This is a genomic window from Microbacterium gilvum (genome assembly GCF_039543865.1).
In the GTDB taxonomy this organism is placed as follows: Bacteria; Actinomycetota; Actinomycetes; order Actinomycetales; family Microbacteriaceae; genus Microbacterium; species Microbacterium gilvum.
Genome location: NZ_BAABKO010000002.1, coordinates 338,246 through 360,649, shown reverse-complemented (window position 1 = coordinate 360,649; position 22,404 = coordinate 338,246). Strand labels below are relative to the sequence as shown.

Genomic DNA, 22,404 nt, shown 5'->3' with positions numbered 1-22,404 from the left:
GAGCCGGACACGACGCCTCAGCGTGGGCGATCGTGGAAGGGATCAGCTCCGGATGTCGAGGCGCAGCGCGAGCGGAGGCTCGTCCACGTCGATTCCGAGCAGGTCAGGATGAGAACGCGGGACGGCTTCGATCTCGCGCACCGCATGGGAGCCCCACGCGACCGCTCGTCGGAGCGACGCCTCGAGGCGGTCGTCGCTCCCGCCGCCGACGAGATCGGCGACGAAGCCCGCGAGCGCCGCGTCGCCGGCACCCGTCGTGTTGACGACGTCGACCCGCGGCGGGCGAGCCCACAGCTCGTGCGCGGGCGTCACGAGCAGGGCGCCGTCGCCACCCAGGCTCGCGAGCACGGCTCCGGTCCCGCGGTCGATCAGCGACCGCGAGGCCGCGACGGCGTCGGCCATGGTGTGCAGCTCGCGGCCGACGGCGGCGCCGAGCTCCGCGAGGTTGGGCTTCACGAGGTCCGGCACGAACCCCTGCGACAGCCATTCCCGCAGGACCGCTCCGCCGGAGTCGAGGCACAGGCGCGTCCCGTTGTCCGCCGCGTCCCGCGCGAGCTGCGCGGGGCGGAGGGCGCCGGGACGACCCATCGCCGACGGGATGCTCCCCGCGACGACGAGCCAGTCCGCGCTCCGCTCGCGGATCGCCGCGGCTGTCGCCGCGCAGAGGACCGCCCAGCTTTCTTCGGAGAGCGGGCGGGGGCGCTCGTTGACGTTCGTCGTGGCGCCGTCGCAGGAGACGACGACGGTGTTGACGCGCGCGGGGGTCGGCGCCGGGACGACGCGGAAGAGGTCGTCATCGCCCACGAGGTGTCGGTCGCCGTCGGCCAGCATGGTCACGGCGACAGCCGTCCCCCCTGCGTTCCGCAGGTTCTTCGCGACGTTGATGCCCTTGCCGGAGAGGAACGAGTGGACGCGGGACGCGCGGTTGACCTCACCGGAGCGCATCGTGTCGACGAGGTACACGCGGTCCACAGCGGGGGAAGGCGTCATCGTGACGACGCTCGCCCGCAGGGAGCCGCTGCGCTCTGCCGCAGGAAGGCCCGACGTCGTCATCGTCGTCGTCATCGCTCAGACCCGCGCGGCGACGAGCGGCAGGATGCTCTCGGCGACGCGTTCGGGTGAGAGACCGTACTTGTCGAGCAGGAAGTCGTTCGGCGCCGACTCCGACCAGCGGTCCTCGAGGCCGATGCGCACGACCCGTGCGGCGCCCTGCTCGGCGAGGAGCTCGCTGACGAGACCGCCGAGGCCGCCGATGCGGCTGTGCTCCTCCACCGTCACGACGAGGGGGGCGTCGCCGATGAGCTCGCTCAAGGCGGCCGCATCGAGGGGCTTGATCGTCGGCACGTGGATGAGCCGCGCGCGGACGCCGCTCGCGGCGAGGAGGTCGACGGCGTCGCGCGTGCGGGACGTCTGCACGCCCGTGGAGACCACGACCACGTCGTCGCCCTCGACCAGGAGACGCGGCCTCCCGAGCTGGAACGTGTCGCCCGCGTCGAAGACGGGGGCGACGGCGTCGCGTGCCACGCGCACGTAGAGCGGCCCGTCGAAGTCGGCCGCCCAGCGGAACACGGCCTCGGCCTCGTGCTCGTCGGCGGGGGCGACGACGGTCATGTGCGGCATCGCGCGCATGATGGCCAGGTCCTCGATGTCCTGGTGTGTCTTCCCGCTCGAGCCGTTCAGCAGGCCGCTGTAGGCGGCCGCGATGCGCACCGGCGCCTTCGTCTGGGACACGAGCATGCGGATCTGGTCGATGGCGCGATGGGTGAGGAACACGCCGAACGTCGAGAGCCAGGGCCGGTACCCGAGCGTCGAGAGCCCGAAGGCCATCCCGACCATGTTCTGCTCGGCGATGCCGACCTGGATGAACGCGTCCGGCGTCCTCTCCGCGACGATGTCCGCTCGCGTGGATGTCGCGAGGTCCCCGTCGAGGACGACGACCCGCGCATCCTCCGCGGCGAGGTCCGCGATCGTCTCTCCCCACACCACCCGCTGCGCCCTCATCGCCCCGCTCCCGTCGTTCCGAGCAGCTCCGCGCGGGCTGTCTCGAGCTGTTCCTCCGTGGCCACGCCGTTGTGCCATCTGTAGGTGCCCTCCGTGAACGAGACGCCGCGTCCCTTCGCCGTGCGGGCGATGATGACCGTCGGCCGTCCCGCCCGCTCCCTGGAGGAGACCACCCGGTCGAAGGCGCCGAGGATCTCGTCGAAGTCGTGGCCGTCGATCGTGAGGGCGTTCCAGCCGAAGCCCGTGAAGACGCGTTCCAGATCCACGTGTCCGACAGGCTCGCTGCGGTCGAAGCGATCCGAGTCCTCTGCCGGCCATCCGTACTGCTGGAGTCCGTTGAGATCGATGATGAGCGTGAGGTTGTCCAGGCCGAACCGAGGCGCCGACAGCACCGTCTCCCAGATCATCCCCTCCTCGAGCTCGCCGTCGCCGACCATGACCCAGGTGTGGAAGCCGTGCCCGAGCCTCTTGGCCCCGAGAGCCATGCCGGCGCCCGCCGAGAGCCCCTGCCCCAGCGAGCCCGTCGACGCGTCCACGCCGGGAGTGAGGAGCATGTCGGGGTGGCCCTGGAGTCGCGAGTCGCCGTGGTCGAACGTGGCCAGCTCATCCACGGGGAAGAAGCCTCGCAGTGCGAGCACCGCGTAGAGACCGATCGCCGAGTGGCCCTTCGACAGGATGAAGCGGTCGCGGCCCGCCGCGCGGGGATCGGAGGGGTCGACGTCGAGCTGGGCGAAATAGAGCGCGACGAGGAGGTCGGTCGCCGAGAGCGGCCCGCCGATGTGGCCCGCTCGGCTCGAGGCGACCGTCTCGATGATCTTCCAACGCGCCTGTCGAGCGATGGCGGCGAGCTCCTCGGTGGAGGCCCGCGGGGCGGCAGTGGTCATGGTTCCTCCCTTGGAACGACGTGATCCCTCATTCTTATCGTACAACGAACGCAGTGTCCATTAAACGAGATTGCGTTGTTGTTCGTCAACGCACGCCGCTAGGTGCGATGACTCCGGCTACCCTCGACGGGTGACCGACCCGCAGCCCGAGCCCAGCCGCGAGCTGTCGACGCACGGCGTCGGGCCGTGGCCGGGCGAATGGCCGGACGGCGACGAGTACGACCCCGAGCTGCTCGCGCACGGCGACTCCCGCAACGTCGTCGACCGGTATCGCTACTGGCGGATGGAGGCGATCGTCGCGGACCTGGACGCGCGGCGGCACGCGTTCCATGTGGCGATCGAGAACTGGCAGCACGACATGAACATCGGCTCGATCGTGCGCAGCGCCAACGCCTTCCTCGCCGACACCGTGCACATCATCGGGCGGCGGCGCTGGAACAAGCGCGGCGCCATGGTGACCGACCGCTACCAGCACGTCGTGCACCACCCCGACGTGGCGTCGTTCGCAGCCTGGGCGGCGGGGGAAGGCCTGCCGATCGTCGCCGTCGACAACGTCGGCGACGCCGTGCCCGTCGACAGGGCCGAGCTGCCGGAGCGCTGCATCCTGCTCTTCGGCCAGGAGGGCCCGGGGCTCAGCGCCGAGGCCCTCGCCGCTGCCTCGGCGCACATCGAGATCACGCAGTACGGGTCGACGCGCTCGATCAACGCCTCGGCCGCGGGCGCCGTCGTCATGTACGAGTGGGTGCGCCGCTGGGCGCCCTCGGCGTAGCCTGACCGCGGGGGACGATTCGAGGAGGAGTCATGGCCCATCTCGCACCCATCCAGCCCTGCCTGTGGTTCGACGGCGATGCGCGCGAGGCGATGGAGTACTACGTCGGCGTCTTCCCGGACTCCGCCATCAGATCGATCGAGGAGTACCCCGACGAGGCCATCGACCCGCATTTCGCCGGGATGCGCGGCAAGGTGCTGAACGGGTCGTTCACCCTCGACGGCGTCGACTTCGTCTGCCTCGACGGCGGCCCGCTGTTCCGGTTCACCGAGGCGATCTCGTTCGTCGTCACGTGCGGCGACCAGGACGAGATCGATCGCTACTGGGCGGCGCTCTCGCACGTGCCGGAGGCGGAGCAGTGCGGCTGGTGCAAGGACCGGTTCGGACTCAGCTGGCAGATCGTGCCGCGCCGCATGGCGGAGCTCCTGAGCGGGCCCGCCGTGATCCAGGTCATGATGCGGCAGAAGAAGATCATCATCGCGGAGCTCGAGGCCGCCGGCCGGTAGCGCCTCTGGGCGTCGCCTCAGGCGTCGTGGTGCATCCAGGCGGTCCCGCGGATGCGGGCGCCGAGCGTGACGCCGCGCACGAGCAGGTACACGCCGTAGTAGGCGGCGGCGAGCCACGCGAGCGCGGCAGGCCCGGATGGCGCGAGCCACGCCAGCAGGGCGAGCGCCGGCAGGTAGGGCACGAGATTCACGCCGCCGGCGGCGGCGAGATAGCGGGCGTCGTCCGCGCCCATGAGCACGCCGTCGAGCACGAAGACGAAGGCGGCGACGGGCTGCGAGAGAGCGAGCACGAGGAGCGCCGGCTGGATGAACGCGGCGACCGCGGGGTCGCCCGTGAACACGAGGCCGATGACGCCCGACAACGCGGCGATGACGACGCCGAAGGCCACGCCCGCCCAGACACCCCATGACACCGTGCGGCCGAGCACGGCACGCACCTGATGCGGGTCGCGCTCGCCGAGCGCCTTGCCGACGAGCGCCTGCGCCGCGATCGCGAGGGCGTCGAGCGCGAACGCCGTCGTCGAGAAGATCGTGAAGACGACCTGCCAGCCCGCGAGCTCCTCGGTGCCGAGGGCCGTCGCCACCGCCACCGTCGCGAGCGTCGCGATGCGCAGGCTCACGGTGCGCAGGAACATCCACCCGCCCGATCGGGCGGAGCCGCGCACGCCCTCGCGCTGCGGACGCACGGATGCCCGGTGGAGGCGCGCGAGACGCCCCACGACGACGACGTAGGCCGCGACCATCCCCCACTGCACGAGCACGGTGCCCGCCGCCGACCCCGCGACGCCCCATCCGAACCCGTAGATGAAGAGCCAGTTCACGAGGGCGTTCACCGTGAAGCCGGCCCCCGCGATCCACAGCGGGACGACCGTGTTCTGGAGGCCCCGCAGGAGGCCCGTCGCCGCGAACACGATGAGCATCGCCGGCAGGCCCCACATCGAGATGCCGAGGTACGCCTCGGCCGCCGCGGCCACGTCGGGCGCGGGCGAGAACGCGCCCACCACGGCGGGCGTCGCGAACGACCCCGCCACGGCGAGCACCGCCCCGATGGCGAGCGCGAGCCACATGCCGTCGATGCCGACCGAGACGCCGCCCTGCACGTCTCCCGCTCCGAACCGGCGGGCGACGGCCGGCGTCGTCGAGTACGCGAGGAACACCATCAGGCCGACGATCGTCGTCAGCACGGCCGAGGCGATGCCGAGGCCCGCGAGCTCGGACACGCCGAGGTGGCCGATCATCGCCGCGTCGACCGCGAGGAATAGCGGCTCCGCCACGAGGGCGCCGAGGGCCGGCAGCGCGAGCCGCAGGATGTCGCGGTTGAGCGTGCGGCGGTCGGTCACCCTCCGAGCCTAGAGCGGGCCGCCGACGGCGGCGCGAGCAGGCGGCTGGACTGCGGTTCGCCTGCGGCTGGACTGGGCGCGCCGCCGTCTGTACCATCGCCGGTGACTGCGCGGGAGGGCCCTGCCGGGCAGCCGCATCCGTCGAGAGGAAGCCATGTCCACGCCGAACTACCCGCCTGGCCCCGACCCGCAGCAGCCCTCCGGATACGGGAGCCCCTCCTCGTACGGCACTCCGGGCGAGCCGCCCGCCTATCCTGCCGCGGGCTACGGCTCGCCGGCGCCCGCGCAGACCAACACGATGGCGATCGTCTCGATCATCGTCGTGTGGTTCGTGTCGCTCCTCGGCATCATCCTCGGCCACATCGCCCTGTCGCAGATCAAGAGGACGGGCGAGGGCGGGCGCGGCATCGCCCTCACGGCCGTCGTCGCGGGCTACATCCTGCTGGGCCTGACGATCATCGGCGGCATCCTCGGGGCGATCTTCTTCTTCGGCTCGCTCGCGTACCTCGGCACGATCGACCCGAGCATCTACGAGACGACGTTCCCCTCCGACTGACGCCCGGATCCGGCGCCGGGGTCGGCACCCGACCCTACGATGGTCACCATGACGGCTGAGCCCCTGACCTCCGGAATCGCGATCGACGAGCTGAGCGAGGGGATCCGTCCGCAGGACGACCTCTACCGCCATGTCAACGGAGCATGGATCGACAGGACCGAGATCCCCGGCGACAAGGCGCGCTGGGGCTCGTTCCACCAGCTCGCCGAGCAGGCGGAGAAGGACGTCCGCGTCATCGTCGAGGAATCCCAGGCCGCCGAGCCGGGAACCGAGACGCGCAAGGTCGGCGACGTCTTCGCGAGCTTCATGGACACGGCGCGCATCGACGCGCTCGGCGCGGCGCCGCTCGCCCCGCTGCTCGCCCGCGTCGACGCGGTCTCCGACGTGCCGTCGCTGCTTCGCACAGCGGGCGAGTTCGACCGCGAGGGGCTGGGGTCGCCCATCGGCGTCTTCGTCGAGCCCGACCCGGGCGACCCCGCCCGCTACGTCCCCTTCCTCGTCCAGTCGGGCATCTCCCTGCCCGACGAGAGCTACTTCCGCCTCGAGAACTTCGAGGCGACGCGCGCGGCGTTCCGCGGCCACATCGAGCGCCTCCTCGACCTCGCGGGCGTCGCGGACCCCGCCGACCAGGCCGAGCGGGTGTACGCGCTGCAGCGCGACATCGCCGCGCACCACTGGGACAACGTGCGCAGCCGCGACGCCGTCGCGACCTACAACCTCAAGACGTGGGACGAGATCGTCGCCCTCGCCGGCGTCGACCTCGCGCCCTGGCGCGACGCCGTCGCCCCCGGCCGGCCCGAGACGTTCGCCGAGGCCGTCGTCTACCAGCCGTCCGCCCTGGAGGGCCTCGGCTCGCTGCTCGCCGCCGAGCGGATCGACGACTGGCGCGCCTGGCTGCGCTTCCAGGTCGTGCACGCGCTCGCCCCCTACCTGTCCGACGCCTTCGTCGACGAGAACTTCGCGTTCTACGGCACCGAGTTGACGGGTGTTCCGACCATCCGCGACCGCTGGAAGCGCGGCGTCTCGCTCGCCGAGGGGGCGCTCGGCGACGCCATCGGACGCGTCTACGTCGAGCGCCACTTCCCGCCGGCGGCGAAGACCGCGATGGACGAGCTCGTCGCGAACCTCGTCGAGGCGTACCGGCAGAGCATCTCGTCGCTGCCGTGGATGAGCGCCGAGACGCGCGAGAAGGCGCTCGCGAAGCTCGACGCCTTCACGCCCAAGATCGGATACCCGGTCACGTGGAAGGACTACTCCGCCATCGAGATCGACGCGGCCGACCTCGTCGGCAACGTGCGCCGCACCAGCATCGCCGAGCACGACCGCCAGCTCGGCAAGGTGGGGAAGCCGATCGACCGCGACGAGTGGTTCATGTCGCCCATGACGGTCAACGCGTACTACAACCCGCTCATGAACGAGATCGTGTTCCCTGCGGCCATCCTGCAGTACCCGTTCTTCGACGCCGACCGCGACCCCGCAGCCAACTACGGCGGCATCGGGGCCGTCATCGGCCACGAGATCGGCCATGGCTTCGACGACCAGGGCAGCCGCTACGACGGCACGGGCGCCCTCAACGACTGGTGGACGGAGGACGACCGGGCCGCGTTCGAGCAGCGCACGGCGTCGCTCATCGCGCAGTACGACGCGCTCGTCCCCGAGGGGCTCGACGGATCGCACACCGTCAACGGGGCCCTCACGATCGGCGAGAACATCGGCGACCTCGGCGGCCTCGGCATCGCGCTGAAGGCGTACGAGCTGTCGCTGGGCGGCGCGGAGGCGCCCGTCGTCGACGGCCTCACGGGCGTGCAGCGCCTGCTGCTCTCGTGGGGCCAGGTGTGGCAGCAGAAGTCGCGCGAGGCCGAGACCATCCGCCTGCTCACGATCGACCCGCACTCGCCGAACGAGTTCCGCTGCAACCAGATCGTCCGCAACGTCGACGCGTTCTACACCGCGTTCGGCGTGCAGCCGGGAGACCGCCTGTGGCTGCCGGAGGAGGAGCGCGTCACGATCTGGTGAGCGGGGATCCGTAGGCTGGACGGGTGAGGTTCGAATCGGACATCCCCGACGTGCGGCCGTTCCAGGTGGATCTGCGGGGCGTCGTCGACCTGCTCAGCCGCCACATCTACTCCAGCCCGCAGGTGTTCCTGCGCGAGCTGCTGCAGAACGGACGCGACGCCATCCGCGCCCGCCGGGCGGCCGATCCCTTGGCGCCGGCGGGGCTCCTCGAGATCGAGCCGGCGGCGCCCGGCCGCCCCTTCCGCTTCCGCGACGACGGCATCGGCCTCACGGCCGTGCAGGCGGCCGAGCTGCTCTCCACCGTGGGGCGCTCGTCGAAGCGCGACGACCTCCTGCAGACGCGGCGCTCCGACTACCTGGGCCAGTTCGGCATCGGACTGCTCAGCTGCTTCATGGTGTCCGACCGCATCGTCGTGCGCAGCCGCTCGGCGACGGCCGCGCCCGCCATCGAATGGGTCGGCGACGCGTCGGGGTCGTTCGCGATCCGCGAGCTCGACGCCGACGAGACGAACCGGATGGCCGTGGGCACGGAGATCGCGCTGGAGCCGCGCCCCGACGACGCCGCCCTGCTCTCGGCCGACCGCGTCCGCGCCCTCGCGACGCGCTTCGGGCGCTACCTGCCGGTCGCGGTCGCCGTCGTGAACGCCGACGGCACGCGCGACACCCTGACCGAGGCGCCCGCCTTCCTCGGCGTCGACGCCGCCGACCCCTCCGACTCCGTCGTCGCGCTCGGCACGGGGCTGCTCGGCCGGCGGCCCCTCGACGTCATCCCGCTGTCGGTCCCCGGCACGGGCACGGAGGGCGTGGCCTTCGTGCTCCCGTTCGCGCCCCCGCCCGGCGCCCGGCAGGCGAGCACGGTGCATCTCGGGCGCATGCTCGTCGGGGAGCACCTCGATGGGATGCTCCCGGACTGGGCGTTCTTCGTGCGCTGCGTCATCGACACGACGGGCCTGTCGCCCACCGCATCGCGCGAGGGGTTCGTCGAGGACTCCGCGCTCGAGCACACTCGCGAGCAGCTCGGCGCGGCCATCCGCTCGTGGATCCTCACGCAGGCGACCACGCGCCCGTGGCGGTTCCAGGAGTTCCTCTCGGTGCACCAGCTCGCCCTCAAGGCGATGGCCGTGCACGACGACGAGCTCGCCCGCATCGTGATCCCCTGGCTGACGGTCGAGACGTCGGCGGGCGACCTGCGCGTCTCCGAGCTGACGCGCCGCTACGACGCCGTGCGCTACGCCGAGACCGTCGACGAGTTCCGCCAGATCGCCGCGGTCGTGCCGGCAGACGCCCCCGTCGTGAACGCCGGGTACTCGTACGACGCTGCGCTCCTGCGGCGCCTGCCCGATCTGCTCGACGTCCCCGTCGCGCGCGTGACGGTGTCGGAGCTCCTCGACGAGCTGACGCCGCCTCCGCTCGCCGACAGGGCGCGGGCCGTGGCTCTCGAGGAGCGCGCGACCGCGGCTCTCGCCGAGGTCGGCTGCACCGTGTCGGCGAGGGGGTTCTCTCCCGCCGAGCTCCCGGCGCTCTGCGTCGTCGACCCCGAGGTCGTGCGCCGCATCGAGCGCGACGTCGCGCGAGAGCAGGCGTCCGAGGGCATCTGGGGCGACGTGCTGGGCGACGTGAGCGCGCTCATCGAGGCGCGTCGTCGCGACGAGGGGCGGGAGGCCGCATCCGTGCGGCTGTGCGTGAACTGGGCGAGCCCGCTCGTCCAGCGGCTCGCGGGTCTCGCGGACGACCTCGTCTTCGACCGCACGGCGAAGCTGCTGTACGTGCAGGCCCTGCTCGCCTCGCATCGCCCGCTGGCGGCGGCCGACCGGCGGATGCTGACATCCGCCATGACAGACATGGTGACGCTGAGCGTCGGGATCACGGAGGAGGAGCGGTGAGCCAGTTCGCGAGCCGGAAGGGGCGGAGGATCGAGCAGCTGCTCGACGAGGCGGAGGGGCTGCCCGTCGGCCCCGAGGAGCGCGCGCTCCTCGACGAGGCCGTGCGCCTCGCCGACGAGGCGGGCGAGGAGGAGCTCGCCTACCGGGCCCGCATGCTGCTCACGCCGTCGGCCCACATGGCCGGAGACACCGACGCCATGCTCGCCTCGTTCGGATGGTGCGTCGGCAAGCACGACGCCGACCCCGTGCGCTTCCCCGTCGACCCCGGCGTGCACGTCGACCTCCTCTTCCAGTACAAGTGGATGGCCTCGCGTCTCGCGAGCAACAGCCGCTTCCCGAGGGAGCGGGTCGCGGCCATCCACGACGACATGGAGCGGCGCTACCGCGAGTCGGGCGTCGGGCAGACGGGCGTGCTGCAGTCGAAGCACGACGTCGCCCTGCTCCTCGGAGACGTGGAGGCCGCCGGCCGCTTCGTCGCAGAGCGCGACACGCTCGAGCGCGACGAGTACTCCCACTGCGAGGCGTGCGTGCGCTCGAGCGACGCGAGCTTCGCGCAGCTGCAGGGGGACGACGCCGAGGCCATCCGGCTGTGGGAGGAGATCCTCGAGCAGAACCTGTCGTGCGGCGAGGAGCCGGAGGCCGCGGAGTCGGAGATCCTGCTCCCCCTGCTGCGCGCTGGCCGGTTCGACGACGCGCTCGCCGCGCACGCGCGCAGCTACCGCTTCGCGCGCACCAACCCCGACGGCTTCCCCATCATCGAGAACCACCTCGTCTTCTGCGCCGTCACCGGCAACCTCGCGCGCGGACTGCAGCTGCTCGAACGGCACATCCCCCAGCTCGCGCACGACCCGTACCACGAGGCCAGCCACTTCTCCGGGCTCGCGGCGGTGGGCGTGCTGCTCGACGCCGTCGTCGAGGCGGGGGAGGGCGGGACGCCCGTGCGCGGCTCCGACCATCCCACGCTCGAGCCGCTCCTGGGAGCCGCCGACTCCCCGCGCACCGCGACGCAGCTGCGCGACGCCGCCTGGGCGGCGGCCGAGGAGATCGCCCGCCGGTTCGACGCGCGCAACGGCAACGGCTGGTTCGCGCGGCGGCTCGCCGCGCGGCGCGCCCTCGCGTCGGTGCGGTACGACGTGCCGTTCGGAGGCGAGACCTTCGCTCCGGCCGTCGCCGCCCCCGCCGAGCCCGCTGACGCCCTCGGCTGGGTCGCGCGCGCCCGCATGCGGCTGTTCGCGGCCGACGCGGAGGGCGTGCGCGACGCCGTCGCCCGCGGGCTCGCGCTCTCGGATGCCGCCGTCGACCCCGAGCTGCACAAGACCCTCGTCTGGCTGAGCCTGCAGAACGGCGACCCTGCGGAGGCCGGCGTCCACGCCGCCGCCCGCATCGAGGCGCTCCGCCGGGTCGGCGCGCACGCGCAGGCCGGCCTCGAGGAGCGCGTGGGCCTCGCGCTCCTCGGCCACGGCTCGTCCGACGACATCCCCGCCCTCTCCGAGGCGCTCGAGGCGGCTCGCGTCGCCGGCGCCGAGCCGGGCGTCGTCGCCGATCTGCTCGTGACGATCGCGGCGCTGCACCTCGACGCCGACCGGCCGGACGACGCGATGCCGCTCCTCGACGAGGCGTCGGCCATTCTGCCGGACGACGACCCGCAGCTGCTGCGCTTCTCGCTCACGGCGCTGCGGCTGCAGGCACTCGCCCGCGTCGGCCGCCTCGAGGAAGCGGCGGAGCTCGCCGCCGTCGCGACCGACGACCCGCGCAACGCCGGATGGCCGCTGTTCACCGAGCTGCGCCTGCGCGCGCAGCTCCTCGCGCAGGCCGAGGCGTTCGACGAGGCGCTCGCCGTCGCCGAGCGCCTGCTCGCCGAGTCGGTCGCGATCGACGTCTCGCTCGTCATCGCGCAGTCGGCGCAGCTCACCGCCATGATCCTCGCCGACCTCGGGCGGCACGACGAGGCGGCGGCCCGCCTCGAGTTCGCGCTGCGGCACGCCGAGCGCGCCGAGCAGCCCACGGTCGGGCTGCGGTTCTCGCTCGCGCGCCTGCAGCTCGATGCCGGCCATGCGACGGCCGCGCTGGAGAACTTCGAGACGGTCTACCTCGACGAGAAGGCCGCGGGCACGGCGCCGTCCTCGCTCGCCGAGACGGCGCTGCACCTCGGCCACGCCGCCAGGGCGGCCGACGAGGCGGGCATGGCCTACCGGGCATGGAGCGAGGCCGTGGAGCTCGCGGAACAGGGGGAGGCGTTCGCACTCGCGGCCGACGCCGGCTCGCAGCTCGGCGAGCTGCTGCTGCAGTTCGGCGACTCCGACGCGCTCGAGGTGCTGCAGCGCGCGCTCGACCACGCCGGGCGCGCGGACGGCTACGCGTCCGTGCCGGTGCTGCTCCACGGCATCGGGCGGGCGCGGCTCATGGGCGGGGACGACGCGGGGATGGCCGACCTCGACCGGGCGCGCGAGCTCGCGACCGCGCAGGAGGCGACGTGGTACGCGGCGAACGTGCTCGACACGAAGGGCCGCTTCCTCGTCGACCTCGGCCGGATCGACGAGGGCGTGGGAACGCTGCTCGGCGCGGCCGACGCGCTCGCCGCGGAGGGCGACGTCATGACGGCGGTGAGCGGCGAGGTCTACGCGGCCAGGGGCCTCGCCGCCGCGGGGCGCGCGGAGGAGGCCGTCGCCATCCTCCAGAGCGCCCGCGACCGGGTGCCCGTCGGGACCTCTCCGCACACCGGGATCACGCTCGAGCTCGCCGATTTGCTCGACGGACTGGGTCGCCAGGGCGACGCCGCCGCGCTGCGCGACGCCGTCGCCTGACACATCCCGCGCGGCCCGTCAAGTCGCTTGCGAGGTTTGACGGGCCATGCGAATCGGCGCAGGATGGCACGAATGAGCGGAACTGAGAAGGACCGCCGCAGGCAGAGCGAGCCCTCGAAGCCATCGGGGGCCGCCGACGCGGCGAAGAGAATCGTCCGTGACATCGCCGACCCCGCCCCGCATGGCGTGCATCCCGCGCTCATCCCGGGCATCGGCGTCGAGCAGACGGGGCGTGATTTCCGCACCGACCGGCTCGTCTTCGGCGTGGCCGCCGTGTTCGTCGTCGCGTTCATCGCCTGGGGCGTGTTCGCGGGCGACAACCTCGCGGGCACCGCGGGAGACGTGCTGGCGTGGGTGATCGAGTACCTCGGGGTCTTCTTCACCGTCATCGCGACGGTCGTGCTGGGTTTCATGCTCTACGTCGGGTTCAGCCGGTTCGGGCGCATCCGCCTCGGCCGCGACGACGAGACGCCCGAGTTCTCGGTGTTCAGCTGGATCTCCATGCTGTTCGCGGCAGGAATGGGCATCGGCCTCGTCTTCTGGGGCGCGGCCGAGCCGCTCACGTTCTTCGAGTCGCCGCCGCCGAACACGGTCGAGGCCGACACCGTCGAGGCCATGCACACGGCGCTCACCCAGGTGCTCTACCACTGGGGCCCGCAGGCGTGGGCGTTCTACGCGCTCGTGGGCGGCGCCATCGCCTACGGCGCGTACCGGCGCGGACGCACGCCGCTCATCTCCTCGATCTTCGCGCCGCTCCTCGGCGAGAAGCGCACGCAGGGGGCGATCGGGCGCACGATCGACATCTTCGCCATCATCGTCACGCTGTTCGGCACGGCGGCGTCGCTCGGCCTCGGCGCCCTGCAGATCGGGCACGGCGTCGAGATCATCACGGGCCTCGGAAGCGTCGGCAACGGCCTTCTCATCGGCGTCATCGCCGTGCTGACGGCCGCGTTCATCGCGTCGGCCGTGTCGGGGGTCTCGCGGGGCATCCGGGCTCTGTCGAACATCAACGCCGTCGTCGCCCTGCTCCTCGCCTTCTTCGTCTTCTTCGTCGGGCCGACGATGCTCATCGTCAACGTCGTGCCGTCGGTCGCGGCGCAGTTCCTGTCGGAGTTCCTCACGATGGCCGCGCGCTCGGGATCACAGGGCCCCGACGTGCAGGCGTTCCTGTCGAGCTGGACGATCTTCTACTGGGCGTGGTGGATCTCGTGGTCGCCCTTCGTGGGCATGTTCATCGCGAAGATCTCGCGCGGCCGCACGCTCCGCGAGTTCGTGTCGGTCGTCGTGCTCGTGCCGTCGGTCATCTCGTTCCTGTGGTTCGCGATCTTCGGCACGACCGCCATCGACCAGCAGATGAACGGCGCGGGGCTCGAGGTCGACCCGCCGGAGAGCGTGCTCTTCGGCGTGCTCGACAACCTCCCGCTCCCCGCCGTGACGACGGTCATCCTCGCCGTGCTCGTGGCGATCTTCTTCGTGACGGGTGCCGACTCGGCCTCGCTCGTCATGGGCACGCTGTCGCAGCGCGGCAACCCGGAGCCGACGCGCTGGGTCACGGTGGTGTGGGGAACGCTCGTGGGCGTGATCGCCGCCGTGCTGCTCGTCGCGGGCGGCGACGAGGGCAGCGGTCTCACGGCGTTGCAGAACGTCACGATCATCGCCGCGCTGCCGTTCGCCGTCATCATGGCGCTCATGATGGTGTCGTTCATGAAGGATCTGCGACGCGATCCGCTCATCCTCCGCGACGAGTATGCCGAGCGCGCCGTGCGGCACAGCGTGCGCACCGGACTCGAGGAGTACGGCGACGACTTCGCGCTCGTGCCGGCGCCCTACGACCACTCGTCCGACGACCTGGCGTGGGTCGAGCCGGTCGTCGACGAGGAGTTCACGGAGCTCTACGCGAAGACCGAGCAGATCCCCATCCAGCAGATCGCGCCGGACACCGATCCCGATCTCGGCGGCTCGGCCGCTCCCGGCGGCGACCGCATCCCCGACGAGGACCGCTTCACCGACGGCGCGGGGGCGAAGCCCCCGGTGACGTGAGCGCCGCGCGCTGAGGGGTGTGCGCCGTGCTGAGGCGTGTGCGCCGTGCGCTGAGGCGTGTGCCTCGCCTTCGCCAGTGCGGATGTAGGCCTTTTGGCCCCCGGGCGCCGACATCCGCACCGGTGAACGGTCGGGGCACCGACATCCGCACTGGCGAAGCCGCGCGGTGGCCCGTCTCAGCCCCCGATGAGCCGCTCTCTCACCTCGCGGCGCAGCACCTTGCCGACGAGCGAGCGCGGCAGCTCGTCCACGACGACGATGCGGCGCGGAACCTTGTACGACGCGAGGTGCGCGCCGCAGTAGTCGCGGAGGGCGTCGGGCGAGACCGCGGCCCCTTCTCTCAGCACGACGGCCGCGGCCACCTGCTCGCCTCCCTGGCCGCGTGGCAGCGCCACCACGGCGGCCTGGTCGACGTCGGGGTGCGTGACGAGCACCTCCTCGACCTCGGTCGGCGACACGTTGAAGCCGCCCGTGATGATGAGCTCCTTCAGCCGGTCGACGATCGTGACGAATCCGTCGGGCGACACCGTCGCGATGTCGCCGGTGCGGAGCCATCCCCCGGGGAGCAGCGTGTCCGCCGTCTCCTGCGGCCGGTTCCAGTAGCCGGAGAACACCTGCGGTCCGCGGACGAGGAGTTCGCCCGATTCGCCGGCGCCGAGATCCGAGGTCGGGTCATCCGGGTCGACGACGCGGATGGCCGTGCTCGGGAACGGCACGCCGACCGTCCCGGGGCGGCGCGTCGGGCCCATCGGGTTGCCGAGGGCGATCGGCGACGCCTCGGTCATCCCGTAGCCCTCGACGAGGAGGCCCCCGCTCGCCTCCTCCCAGCGCGTGACGGTGGGGACGGGCAGGCTCATGGCGCCCGAGATGGCGAATCGCACCGTGCCGAGATCGATCGAGCCCTGCTTGGCGGCGCGTGCGAGCTGGTCGTAGATCGGTGGCACCGCGGGCAGGAAGGTGGGCGGTGTGCGCTTCGCGGCCTTCGTCACGAGCGTGACGTCGAACGTCGGGAAGAGCACGACCTGGGCGCCGATGCTGAGCGCCGTCGTGAGGCACAGCGTCAGACCGTAGGCGTGGAACAGCGGCAGCACCCCGTAGAAGACCTCGTCGCCCTCGCGCAGCCCCGCGACCCAGGCGCGGCCCTGCATGGCGTTGGCCCGCAGGTTGCGATGCGTGAGCATCGCGCCCTTCGGAGAGCCCGTCGTGCCGCTCGTGTACTGCAGCAGCGCCGTGTCGTCGAGCGTCGGCCGTGCGGTGCGCCTGCTGAGCGGGCGCGTGCCGCAGAGCTTCTCGAACGTCGTCACCCGGCGGGCGGATGGCCGACGCGTGAGCTTGGCGCGCGCGTCGCGGGCCTTCGCGATCGGCAGGCGCAGGGCCATCCGCTGAGCGAAGGGCATGGCGCGCGTGAGGTCTACGCTCACGATGCCCTCGGGGCGGACGTCGGAAGGGAGCCCCGCCACCGTGTCGTGGACGGCGTCCCACACGACGGCGAACTGCGCACCGTGGTCCTCGAACTGGTGGCGCAGCTCGCGCGGCGTGTAGAGCGGGTTGTGCTCCACGACGATCGCACCGAGACGGAGCGCCGCGTAGAACGCCACGACGTGCTGTGGGCAGTTCGGCAGCACCAGCGCGACGCGGTCGCCGCTGCGCACGCCCATCCGGCGGAGACCGTTCGCGGCGCGGGCGACCTGCTCGCCGAGCTCGCGGTAGGTCGTCGTCGCGCCGAAGAACTCGAGCGCAGGGCGGCGTCCGAAGCGGCGCACGCTCGCATCGAGCATGTCGACGAGCGTCTCGTCGACCTCGTCGATGTCGGCGGGAACCCCGTCGGGGTAGGCGGCGAGCCAGGGGCGGTCGGCGTACGGCGACGTCATGCCGACACGCTACCGGCGACGGCTATGGGCGTCTCTCAGGTCCAGAAGCCGATGTGGGGCGCGGCTGCCTCGTCCTCGAGAAGGGGGCCGACGACCTCGATCGCGCGCTGGCCGCGCGCGAACACCTCGCGGCACGGCAGCGAGAACGTGGGGTTCTCGGGATGGTCGCCCGTCAGCTCCAGCAGCCGGTGCTCCGAGAGGGCGTAGACGACGCGGTCGATGCCCGTCCAGTACGCCGCGCCCGCGCACATGGCGCACGGCTCGGCGCTCGTGAAGAGGGTGGAGCCGGCCATCCCGTCGGGTCCGAGCGCGCGGGCGGCGGCGGCGACCGCACGCAGCTCGGCGTGCTGGGTGGGGTCGCCGTCGGGCGGCAGCGAGTTGTTGCCGAACGCCGCGACGACGTCTCCCGACGCGTCGACGACGAGGGCCGCGAACGGATGGGCGCCCTCCTCGCGCGTGCGCGACGCGAGGGCGATGGAGGCGCGCAGATGCGCGAGGTCGTCGGGGGAGAGATCGGTCACGGGAGCCCAGTCTGCGGCGCGCGCCGGGCGTGCGACGAGCCGACTCGCCGCACGAAACGAGGTCTTAACGCGGGCTCCGTAGGGTCGCGGCATGACCCTGCACGACGCGCTCCGCCTCCTCCCGAAGGCCGAGCTGCACTGCCACTTCGTCTCGACCATGCGGGCGTCGACGCTCGTCGAGCTCGCGCGACGGCACGGGGTGGGGCTGCGCACCGACGACCTCGACGCGCTGTTCGCCTACGAGGGACTCCCCGACTTCCTCGACGTGTTCAACGCGGCGCACGCCGTGCTCACGACGGGAGACGAGATCGCCCGCGTCGCGTACGAGGGCGTCGAGGACGCGGTGCGCGCGGGCAACCTGCGGTATCGCGAGTACTTCGTCAACCCCGACAACTTCCGCGGCGTCGGCATCGGGTACACGAGTCTCGTCGACGCGATGACGGATGGCCTCGTGCAGGCAGAGCGCGACTTCGGTGTCGGGTTCCGCATCGTCGCCGCGGTCAACAGGGCGCTGCCCGCGGAGGCGGCCGTCGACCTCGTCGAGACGGTCGCCGGCCATCCGCGCGACGTGGTCGTCGGCATCGGGATGGATGACCTCACCCCCGAGGGCACGGAGGATCCGCTGCGGTTCCGAGAGGCGTACGCGCTCGCGGCGCGCCACGGGCTGCGCCGCACCGCGCACGTGGGCGAGACGACGGCGGCCTCGCCGCGGAACGTCGTCGATGCGATCGCGGAGCTGGGCGTGGATCGCGTCGACCACGGCTACCGGGTCGTCGACGATCCCGCGGCGCTCGCGACCGCGGCGGAGAGCGGGGTGCCGTTCGTGTGCACCCCCGTCTCGACGCGGATGCTGTCGGGGTGGGAGTTCGAGCCGGGTCACCGGATCGCGCGGATGGTCAGGGCGGGGCTCCCCGTCGCGCTCGCCACGGACGACGCGGTGTTCTTCCGGACCGACATCGGCCGGGAGTACGCGGAGGCGCTCCCGGCGATGGGGTTCGGCTTCGCGGATGCCGTCGGCATCGCCCGGACCGGATTCGAGGCCGCGTGGTGCGACGGCGCCCAGCGCGACCGGCTGCTCGCCGACCTCCGCGCCGCGGCGCTCGCGCTGGAGGGCCTCGCGCTGGAGGGCCTCGCGGGGGAGTGAAGAGGAGCGCGTCTATCCCGTACCCGCGTCGTTGAGCGAGGCCACGCGGTACCCCGTGCATTCGGCGGGAGCGTCGAGAGCATCCGCACCCTCGTCCGCGAGATGTACGCCGCCTCCGTGCACCGTGTCGCCGAGGGAGAAGACTCCGTGCCCCGGGATCTCGACCGACTCCCCGTCGTCGGCGAGCACGCTGCCGTACGGGAACCGGAGCACCTCGACCTCGCCCGCATTCTCCAGTCCGAGACATCCCGATGCCGTCCGCGTCAGGGTCCCCGACACGACGGCCGAGCCGTGGAACGTGTCTGCAGTGGCCGCCCGGGGAGCCGCCCACAGCACCGAGTGGCCCGCGCGCTGAACCGCGTGCGGACCGTTCTCATCGGCGGCCTCATTCGACGTGGCCGTGGTCCCGAGCAACGCGGTCAGGCAGACAATCCCGGCGACGACGACGGTCGCCGACGCGGTGACGAGACGACGGCGCGTCCGGGCTGCGTGATCGAGGATGGCGGTCCCCCGTAGCACCCTGGCTCGCACCGCCGCCCGTTCGGTCACTGACATCGACACGGGCTCATCCATCACGCGCCTCACTTTCGTATACGGCCCGCAGCCGCGCCTTCGCTCGGAACAGACGAGACCGCACAGTGCCCACCGGGATCGCCAGCATGTCGGACACCTCGCTCGTCGAGTGCCCGTCGATCACCGAAAGCTGCATGACGGCACGCTCCCCGTCGGGGAGTCGAGTCATCGCGTCGATGACGCCGGACTCATCGGGGAGCGGGGAGGGGCCGACGCTCTCCTCGACGGGGAGCCGTCGGAGCAGGGCACGGTAGCGGCGTCTGCTCCGCTCGATATTCCGTGCCGAGTGCTGGACGGTCGTGAGCAGCCAGGGCAACGGGGAGCCGTCGACGAGACGGACCACGTGCCGCTTGCGCCATAGCTCCCATAGGGCGACGGTGACGGCATCACCCGCGTCCTCCCTATCGCTCAGGAGGCGGTACGCCGCGCGGAACAGCTGATCGTGATGGGCGTCGAAGATCCTGCCCAGTGCGGACGGATCGCCGTCGAGCGCTCGCGCCCAGTTGTCCTGCTCGGAGTTGCCCACACTCTGTCATGTCCGCTCGACGCGAAAGCGTTCGCGACTGTCAGCGGGCGGCGGTGACCCAGCGGGCGAGCTGTGCGAACAGGGCGCGGTGGCCATCCGATGCCCATGACCGCTCATCGTGACCGAGCGCGTCGAGCGCGATGCGCGACGGACCGTGCTCGCGCACCCACGCCGTCGGAACGATCTCGCCGTCCGCCTCGTGCCGGGCGACGACCGTGCGCTCGCCGAAGGCCTGCAGGCGCGTGTACCGCTCGTCGTCGACGGTGAAGTCGGCCACCACCGTACCGTCGGGCAGGCTGCCGCCCTCGACCGAGATCGTGTCGAGCGGCGGGTGCCACGACAGCCCCGGAACCCACATGCCGCCGAGCGCGACGGGCCAGTCGGGGTAGTCGCGCAGCGACGAGAGCGCCGCGTGAACGCCGATCACGCCGATCCCCCGGGCGAGCGCATCGTGGAGCCCGTCGAGCGCCAGGACAGGGACCGGCCGCGTCGTCTCCGACCGCCAGGAGTCGCCCGCGTTGACGACGAGCAGGTCGATCCCATCGAGCGAGGCCATCGCGTGGTCGACGTCCTCGTCGATCTCGACGTCGTACCCGTCCTCCCGGAGCAGATCCGCGATCAGCGGGCTGGTCGTCGAGTACGGGTGCCAGGGATCGGCGTACCGGCCGGTCCCGGTTGCGATGAGCGCGCGCATGGGTCCGATGCTACCGACGGATGGCCGCGCCGTGCGGGGGCTCAGGAGCAGGCTTCGCCGGCGGGCAGGAGGATGATGCGGTCGTGCCGCGTGGTCGTCCACGTCGTCCCCGACGCCACGTACTCGATGTCGATGGCGGCCGTCTCGGCCTTCGCGGCCGGGTCGACGAGGCGGAGGCCCACGTTGACGAACCGATGCTCTCCCGCCGGCACCGCGTGCTCGGCGTCGGCGGGGACGGCGTACGGATAAGCCCCTCCGATCTCATCGCCCGGTGCCGCCCGGTGCCATCCGGTCACCTCGATGGCGTCCGTGTCGGATGGCCGGACATCCGTGATCTCGATGTCGACGTCGAAAGCGGGAAGGGCGATTCCGATCCCCGCGCTGCCGTCCGCTCCCACAGGCGAGCATGTGGTCGTAGTCGCCTCAGGGAACTGCATCGGCGCACATGCCCCGAGCAGCAGCGCTGTGGAGACTGCCGCCACGGCGATGATCGTCCGTCTCACTCGCATGTGGTGACCTCCATCGGGGTGCTGCCTTCTTCGGTCGACGCGACGCTCGTCCAGCACTCCTCGGAGTCGGAGGATGCCACGGGTCCGTTCGCGACAAGCCATCCGAGGAACACGACCCATGCCGCGAGGGGCACGAGACTGATCGCGACCCTCGTCGATCCGCGCAGCGCCATGCCGACATCCTCTCAGGATGCGGCGGGAGGACGTCGTGACGATCGTGCGACGGTTCCGGTCAGGTCCTGCGCGCGAGGATGGCCGCATGCGGCCGGTCGTCTCGGCTCGTGCGCGTGTGGGTCTCGAGCACCTCGTAGCCCGCCGCGGCGATGCGCGCGGCGAGTGCGGAGGCGGGCCAGCGATACGCCGTGACCACGGCGTGGTCGAACGGCTCGGCCGAGCCGACGGCGTCGCCGCCGAAGAACCCGACGAGGAGTCCGCCGCCGGGCGCGGTCGCGTCGGCGAGGGAGGCGAGTGCGCCGTCGATGTCGTCGGGGTGGTGGTGGATGAGCGAATACCACGCCAGCACGCCGCCGAGCGAGCCGCGCGGCACCTCGAGGTGCTCGGCATCGGCGACGCGGAATGCGACACCCGGATGCGCGCGCCGGGCATGGTCGACGAACGCGGGCGTCGGGTCGATTCCCTCGACGTCTGCTCCGGTCGCGGCGAGGTGCGCCGTCCAATGTCCGGGACCGCAGCCGACATCGAGCACGCGCCCGGTCAGGGCCCGGGCCCAGCCGATCACGAGCTCCCGGTCGGACGGATGGACGGACGCCATCGTGCCGAGCGCGGCGGCGTACTCGACGGCGCGGCCTCCATAGGCGGCGACGACGGTGGCGCCGGACACGGCGGACGCCGACCCGCTCAGAAGACGATCGTGTGGTTGCCGTCGCGGACGACGCGGTCCTCGGCGTGCCACAGCACGGCCCGTGAGAGCACGGCACGCTCGACGTCGGCGCCACGGCGGCGCAGATCGTCGGCCGTCTCGGCGTGCGTGACGCGGACGACGTCCTGCTCGATGATCGGCCCCTCGTCGAGATCCTCGGTCACGTAGTGGCTCGTGGCGCCGATGAGCTTGACGCCGCGCTCCTTCGCCTTGCGGTACGGGTTCGCCCCGATGAACGCCGGCAGGAACGAGTGGTGGATGTTGATGACCGGCACGCCGACCTGCGTGAGGAAGTCGCTGGACAGGATCTGCATGTAGCGCGCGAGCACGACGAAGTCGACGTTGCCCGTGAGGAGCTTCACGATCTCGGCCTCGGACTGCGACTTGTCGGGCCCGATCTGCGAAGGCACGTGGAAGAACGGCACGCCGAACGAGCGCACGTCGTCGGCGGTCGTCGTGTGGTTCGCGATCACCATCGGGATGCTCACGGGCAGCTCGCCGCGGCGGTGCCGCCAGAGCAGGTCGAGCAGGCAGTGATCGTCCTTCGACGCGAGGATGGCCATCCGCTTCGGGACGGAGAGATCGCGCAGAGACCAGTTCATGCCGTAGGGCGCGAGCGTCGCCGCGAGATCGGACTCGATCTCGTCCTTCGCGACGGCGAAGTTCGACCGGTGGAACACGACGCGCTGGAAGAACCGGCCGCCCGACGGGTCGGTGGAGTGCTGGTCGAGGGAGATGATGTTGCCCTCGTTGCGCGTGATGAGCGCTGCGATCGCCGCCACCACTCCGAACTGATCGGGACCGTCGACGATGAGGCAGGCGTGATCGATCAGGTCTTCCCTCTGCGGCGTCATGCGCCCCATTCTCTCAGCCCGCGACGGCGGGGT

21 protein-coding genes are annotated in these 22,404 nt (G+C 71.9%); 8 read left to right on the top strand and 13 right to left on the bottom strand.

Translation table 11 applies throughout. The annotated features are described in order from the left end of the window. Positions 1 to 42: 42 nt before the first annotated feature. Genes ABD998_RS07490 through ABD998_RS07480 form a run of 3 tightly spaced genes read right to left on the bottom strand, consistent with a single transcriptional unit; the run spans position 43 to position 2,885 of the window. Entirely contained in the window at positions 43 to 1,065 is a 1,023-nt protein-coding gene (locus ABD998_RS07490; RefSeq protein ID WP_345437615.1) for a 1-phosphofructokinase family hexose kinase, read from the bottom strand. Between the two features lie 3 nt (positions 1,066 to 1,068). Beyond that, positions 1,069 to 2,001 (bottom strand): transketolase family protein, encoded by a 933-nt coding sequence (locus ABD998_RS07485; RefSeq protein WP_345437613.1) that lies wholly within the window; start codon positions 1,999 to 2,001, stop codon positions 1,069 to 1,071. Next, positions 1,998 to 2,885 (bottom strand): transketolase, encoded by an 888-nt coding sequence (locus tag ABD998_RS07480; protein WP_345437611.1) that lies wholly within the window; start codon positions 2,883 to 2,885, stop codon positions 1,998 to 2,000. The genes ABD998_RS07485 and ABD998_RS07480 overlap by 4 nt, the downstream gene beginning before the upstream one ends. Positions 2,886 to 3,015: 130 nt before the next feature. Here ABD998_RS07480 and ABD998_RS07475 point away from each other — a divergent pair, with 130 nt between their 5' ends. Together ABD998_RS07475 and ABD998_RS07470 are read left to right on the top strand one after the other, a co-directional pair. Next, positions 3,016 to 3,654, top strand: a complete 639-nt coding sequence (locus ABD998_RS07475) for a TrmH family RNA methyltransferase (protein ID WP_345437609.1) — start codon at positions 3,016 to 3,018, stop codon at positions 3,652 to 3,654. A gap of 32 nt (positions 3,655 to 3,686) precedes the next feature. Then, positions 3,687 to 4,160 (top strand): VOC family protein, encoded by a 474-nt coding sequence (locus ABD998_RS07470; RefSeq protein WP_345437607.1) that lies wholly within the window; start codon positions 3,687 to 3,689, stop codon positions 4,158 to 4,160. A gap of 17 nt (positions 4,161 to 4,177) precedes the next feature. Here the strand turns inward: ABD998_RS07470 and ABD998_RS07465 are convergent, their stop codons facing one another. Then, a complete protein-coding gene (locus ABD998_RS07465; RefSeq protein WP_345437605.1) occupies positions 4,178 to 5,500 on the bottom strand; it encodes an MATE family efflux transporter in 1,323 nt (440 codons plus the stop codon). 154 nt (positions 5,501 to 5,654) lie between these two features. On the opposite strand from ABD998_RS07465, the gene ABD998_RS07460 reads away from it, so the two are divergent. From ABD998_RS07460 to ABD998_RS07440, 5 genes are all read left to right on the top strand, one after another. Continuing rightward, entirely contained in the window at positions 5,655 to 6,056 is a 402-nt protein-coding gene (locus ABD998_RS07460; protein WP_345437602.1) for a DUF4190 domain-containing protein, read from the top strand. A 48-nt stretch (positions 6,057 to 6,104) separates the two neighbouring features. Continuing rightward, positions 6,105 to 8,072, top strand: coding sequence for a M13 family metallopeptidase (locus ABD998_RS07455; RefSeq protein WP_345437600.1), 1,968 nt, complete (start codon positions 6,105 to 6,107; stop codon positions 8,070 to 8,072). Between the two features lie 23 nt (positions 8,073 to 8,095). Beyond that, positions 8,096 to 9,955: an HSP90 family protein gene (locus ABD998_RS07450; RefSeq protein ID WP_345437598.1), complete on the top strand. Its 1,860-nt coding sequence runs from the start codon at positions 8,096 to 8,098 to the stop codon at positions 9,953 to 9,955. Beyond that, positions 9,952 to 12,759 (top strand): hypothetical protein, encoded by a 2,808-nt coding sequence (locus tag ABD998_RS07445; RefSeq protein ID WP_345437596.1) that lies wholly within the window; start codon positions 9,952 to 9,954, stop codon positions 12,757 to 12,759. The genes ABD998_RS07450 and ABD998_RS07445 overlap by 4 nt, the downstream gene beginning before the upstream one ends. Before the next feature lie 72 nt (positions 12,760 to 12,831). After that, on the top strand, positions 12,832 to 14,799 hold the full coding sequence (locus ABD998_RS07440; protein WP_345437594.1) for a BCCT family transporter: 1,968 nt from the start codon (positions 12,832 to 12,834) through the stop codon (positions 14,797 to 14,799). 176 nt (positions 14,800 to 14,975) lie between these two features. Here ABD998_RS07440 and ABD998_RS07435 read toward each other — a convergent pair whose 3' ends face one another. Both ABD998_RS07435 and ABD998_RS07430 read right to left on the bottom strand, forming a co-directional pair. Beyond that, positions 14,976 to 16,670 carry a long-chain-fatty-acid--CoA ligase gene (locus ABD998_RS07435; RefSeq protein WP_345437592.1) on the bottom strand — a complete coding sequence of 565 codons (1,695 nt, stop codon included), beginning with the start codon at positions 16,668 to 16,670 and terminating at the stop codon, positions 14,976 to 14,978. Between the two features lie 35 nt (positions 16,671 to 16,705). Beyond that, positions 16,706 to 17,191: a nucleoside deaminase gene (locus ABD998_RS07430; RefSeq protein WP_345437590.1), complete on the bottom strand. Its 486-nt coding sequence runs from the start codon at positions 17,189 to 17,191 to the stop codon at positions 16,706 to 16,708. A gap of 91 nt (positions 17,192 to 17,282) precedes the next feature. Here ABD998_RS07430 and add point away from each other — a divergent pair, with 91 nt between their 5' ends. Next, positions 17,283 to 18,335, top strand: coding sequence for an adenosine deaminase (gene add, locus ABD998_RS07425; protein ID WP_345437588.1), 1,053 nt, complete (start codon positions 17,283 to 17,285; stop codon positions 18,333 to 18,335). Between the two features lie 12 nt (positions 18,336 to 18,347). On the opposite strand, the gene ABD998_RS07420 is transcribed toward add, so the two are convergent. The 7 genes from ABD998_RS07420 to purU form a co-directional block, all read right to left on the bottom strand. Continuing rightward, positions 18,348 to 18,890 (bottom strand): hypothetical protein, encoded by a 543-nt coding sequence (locus tag ABD998_RS07420; protein WP_345437585.1) that lies wholly within the window; start codon positions 18,888 to 18,890, stop codon positions 18,348 to 18,350. A gap of 10 nt (positions 18,891 to 18,900) precedes the next feature. Continuing rightward, positions 18,901 to 19,434 (bottom strand): RNA polymerase sigma factor, encoded by a 534-nt coding sequence (locus tag ABD998_RS07415; RefSeq protein ID WP_345437583.1) that lies wholly within the window; start codon positions 19,432 to 19,434, stop codon positions 18,901 to 18,903. Positions 19,435 to 19,474: 40 nt separating this feature from the next. After that, positions 19,475 to 20,128: a ThuA domain-containing protein gene (locus tag ABD998_RS07410; protein WP_345437581.1), complete on the bottom strand. Its 654-nt coding sequence runs from the start codon at positions 20,126 to 20,128 to the stop codon at positions 19,475 to 19,477. Positions 20,129 to 20,169: 41 nt separating this feature from the next. Next, positions 20,170 to 20,526, bottom strand: coding sequence for a hypothetical protein (locus tag ABD998_RS07405; RefSeq protein WP_345437579.1), 357 nt, complete (start codon positions 20,524 to 20,526; stop codon positions 20,170 to 20,172). 101 nt (positions 20,527 to 20,627) lie between these two features. Next, the gene (locus ABD998_RS07400) at positions 20,628 to 20,810 is read right to left on the bottom strand and encodes a hypothetical protein (protein ID WP_345437577.1); all 183 of its coding nucleotides are present in this window, start codon (positions 20,808 to 20,810) and stop codon (positions 20,628 to 20,630) included. A gap of 59 nt (positions 20,811 to 20,869) precedes the next feature. Beyond that, a complete protein-coding gene (locus ABD998_RS07395; protein ID WP_345437575.1) occupies positions 20,870 to 21,478 on the bottom strand; it encodes a class I SAM-dependent methyltransferase in 609 nt (202 codons plus the stop codon). A 17-nt stretch (positions 21,479 to 21,495) separates the two neighbouring features. Then, complete coding sequence (purU, locus tag ABD998_RS07390; protein WP_345437573.1) at positions 21,496 to 22,371, bottom strand: formyltetrahydrofolate deformylase; 876 nt, start codon at positions 22,369 to 22,371, stop codon at positions 21,496 to 21,498. Positions 22,372 to 22,404 lie beyond the last annotated feature (33 nt).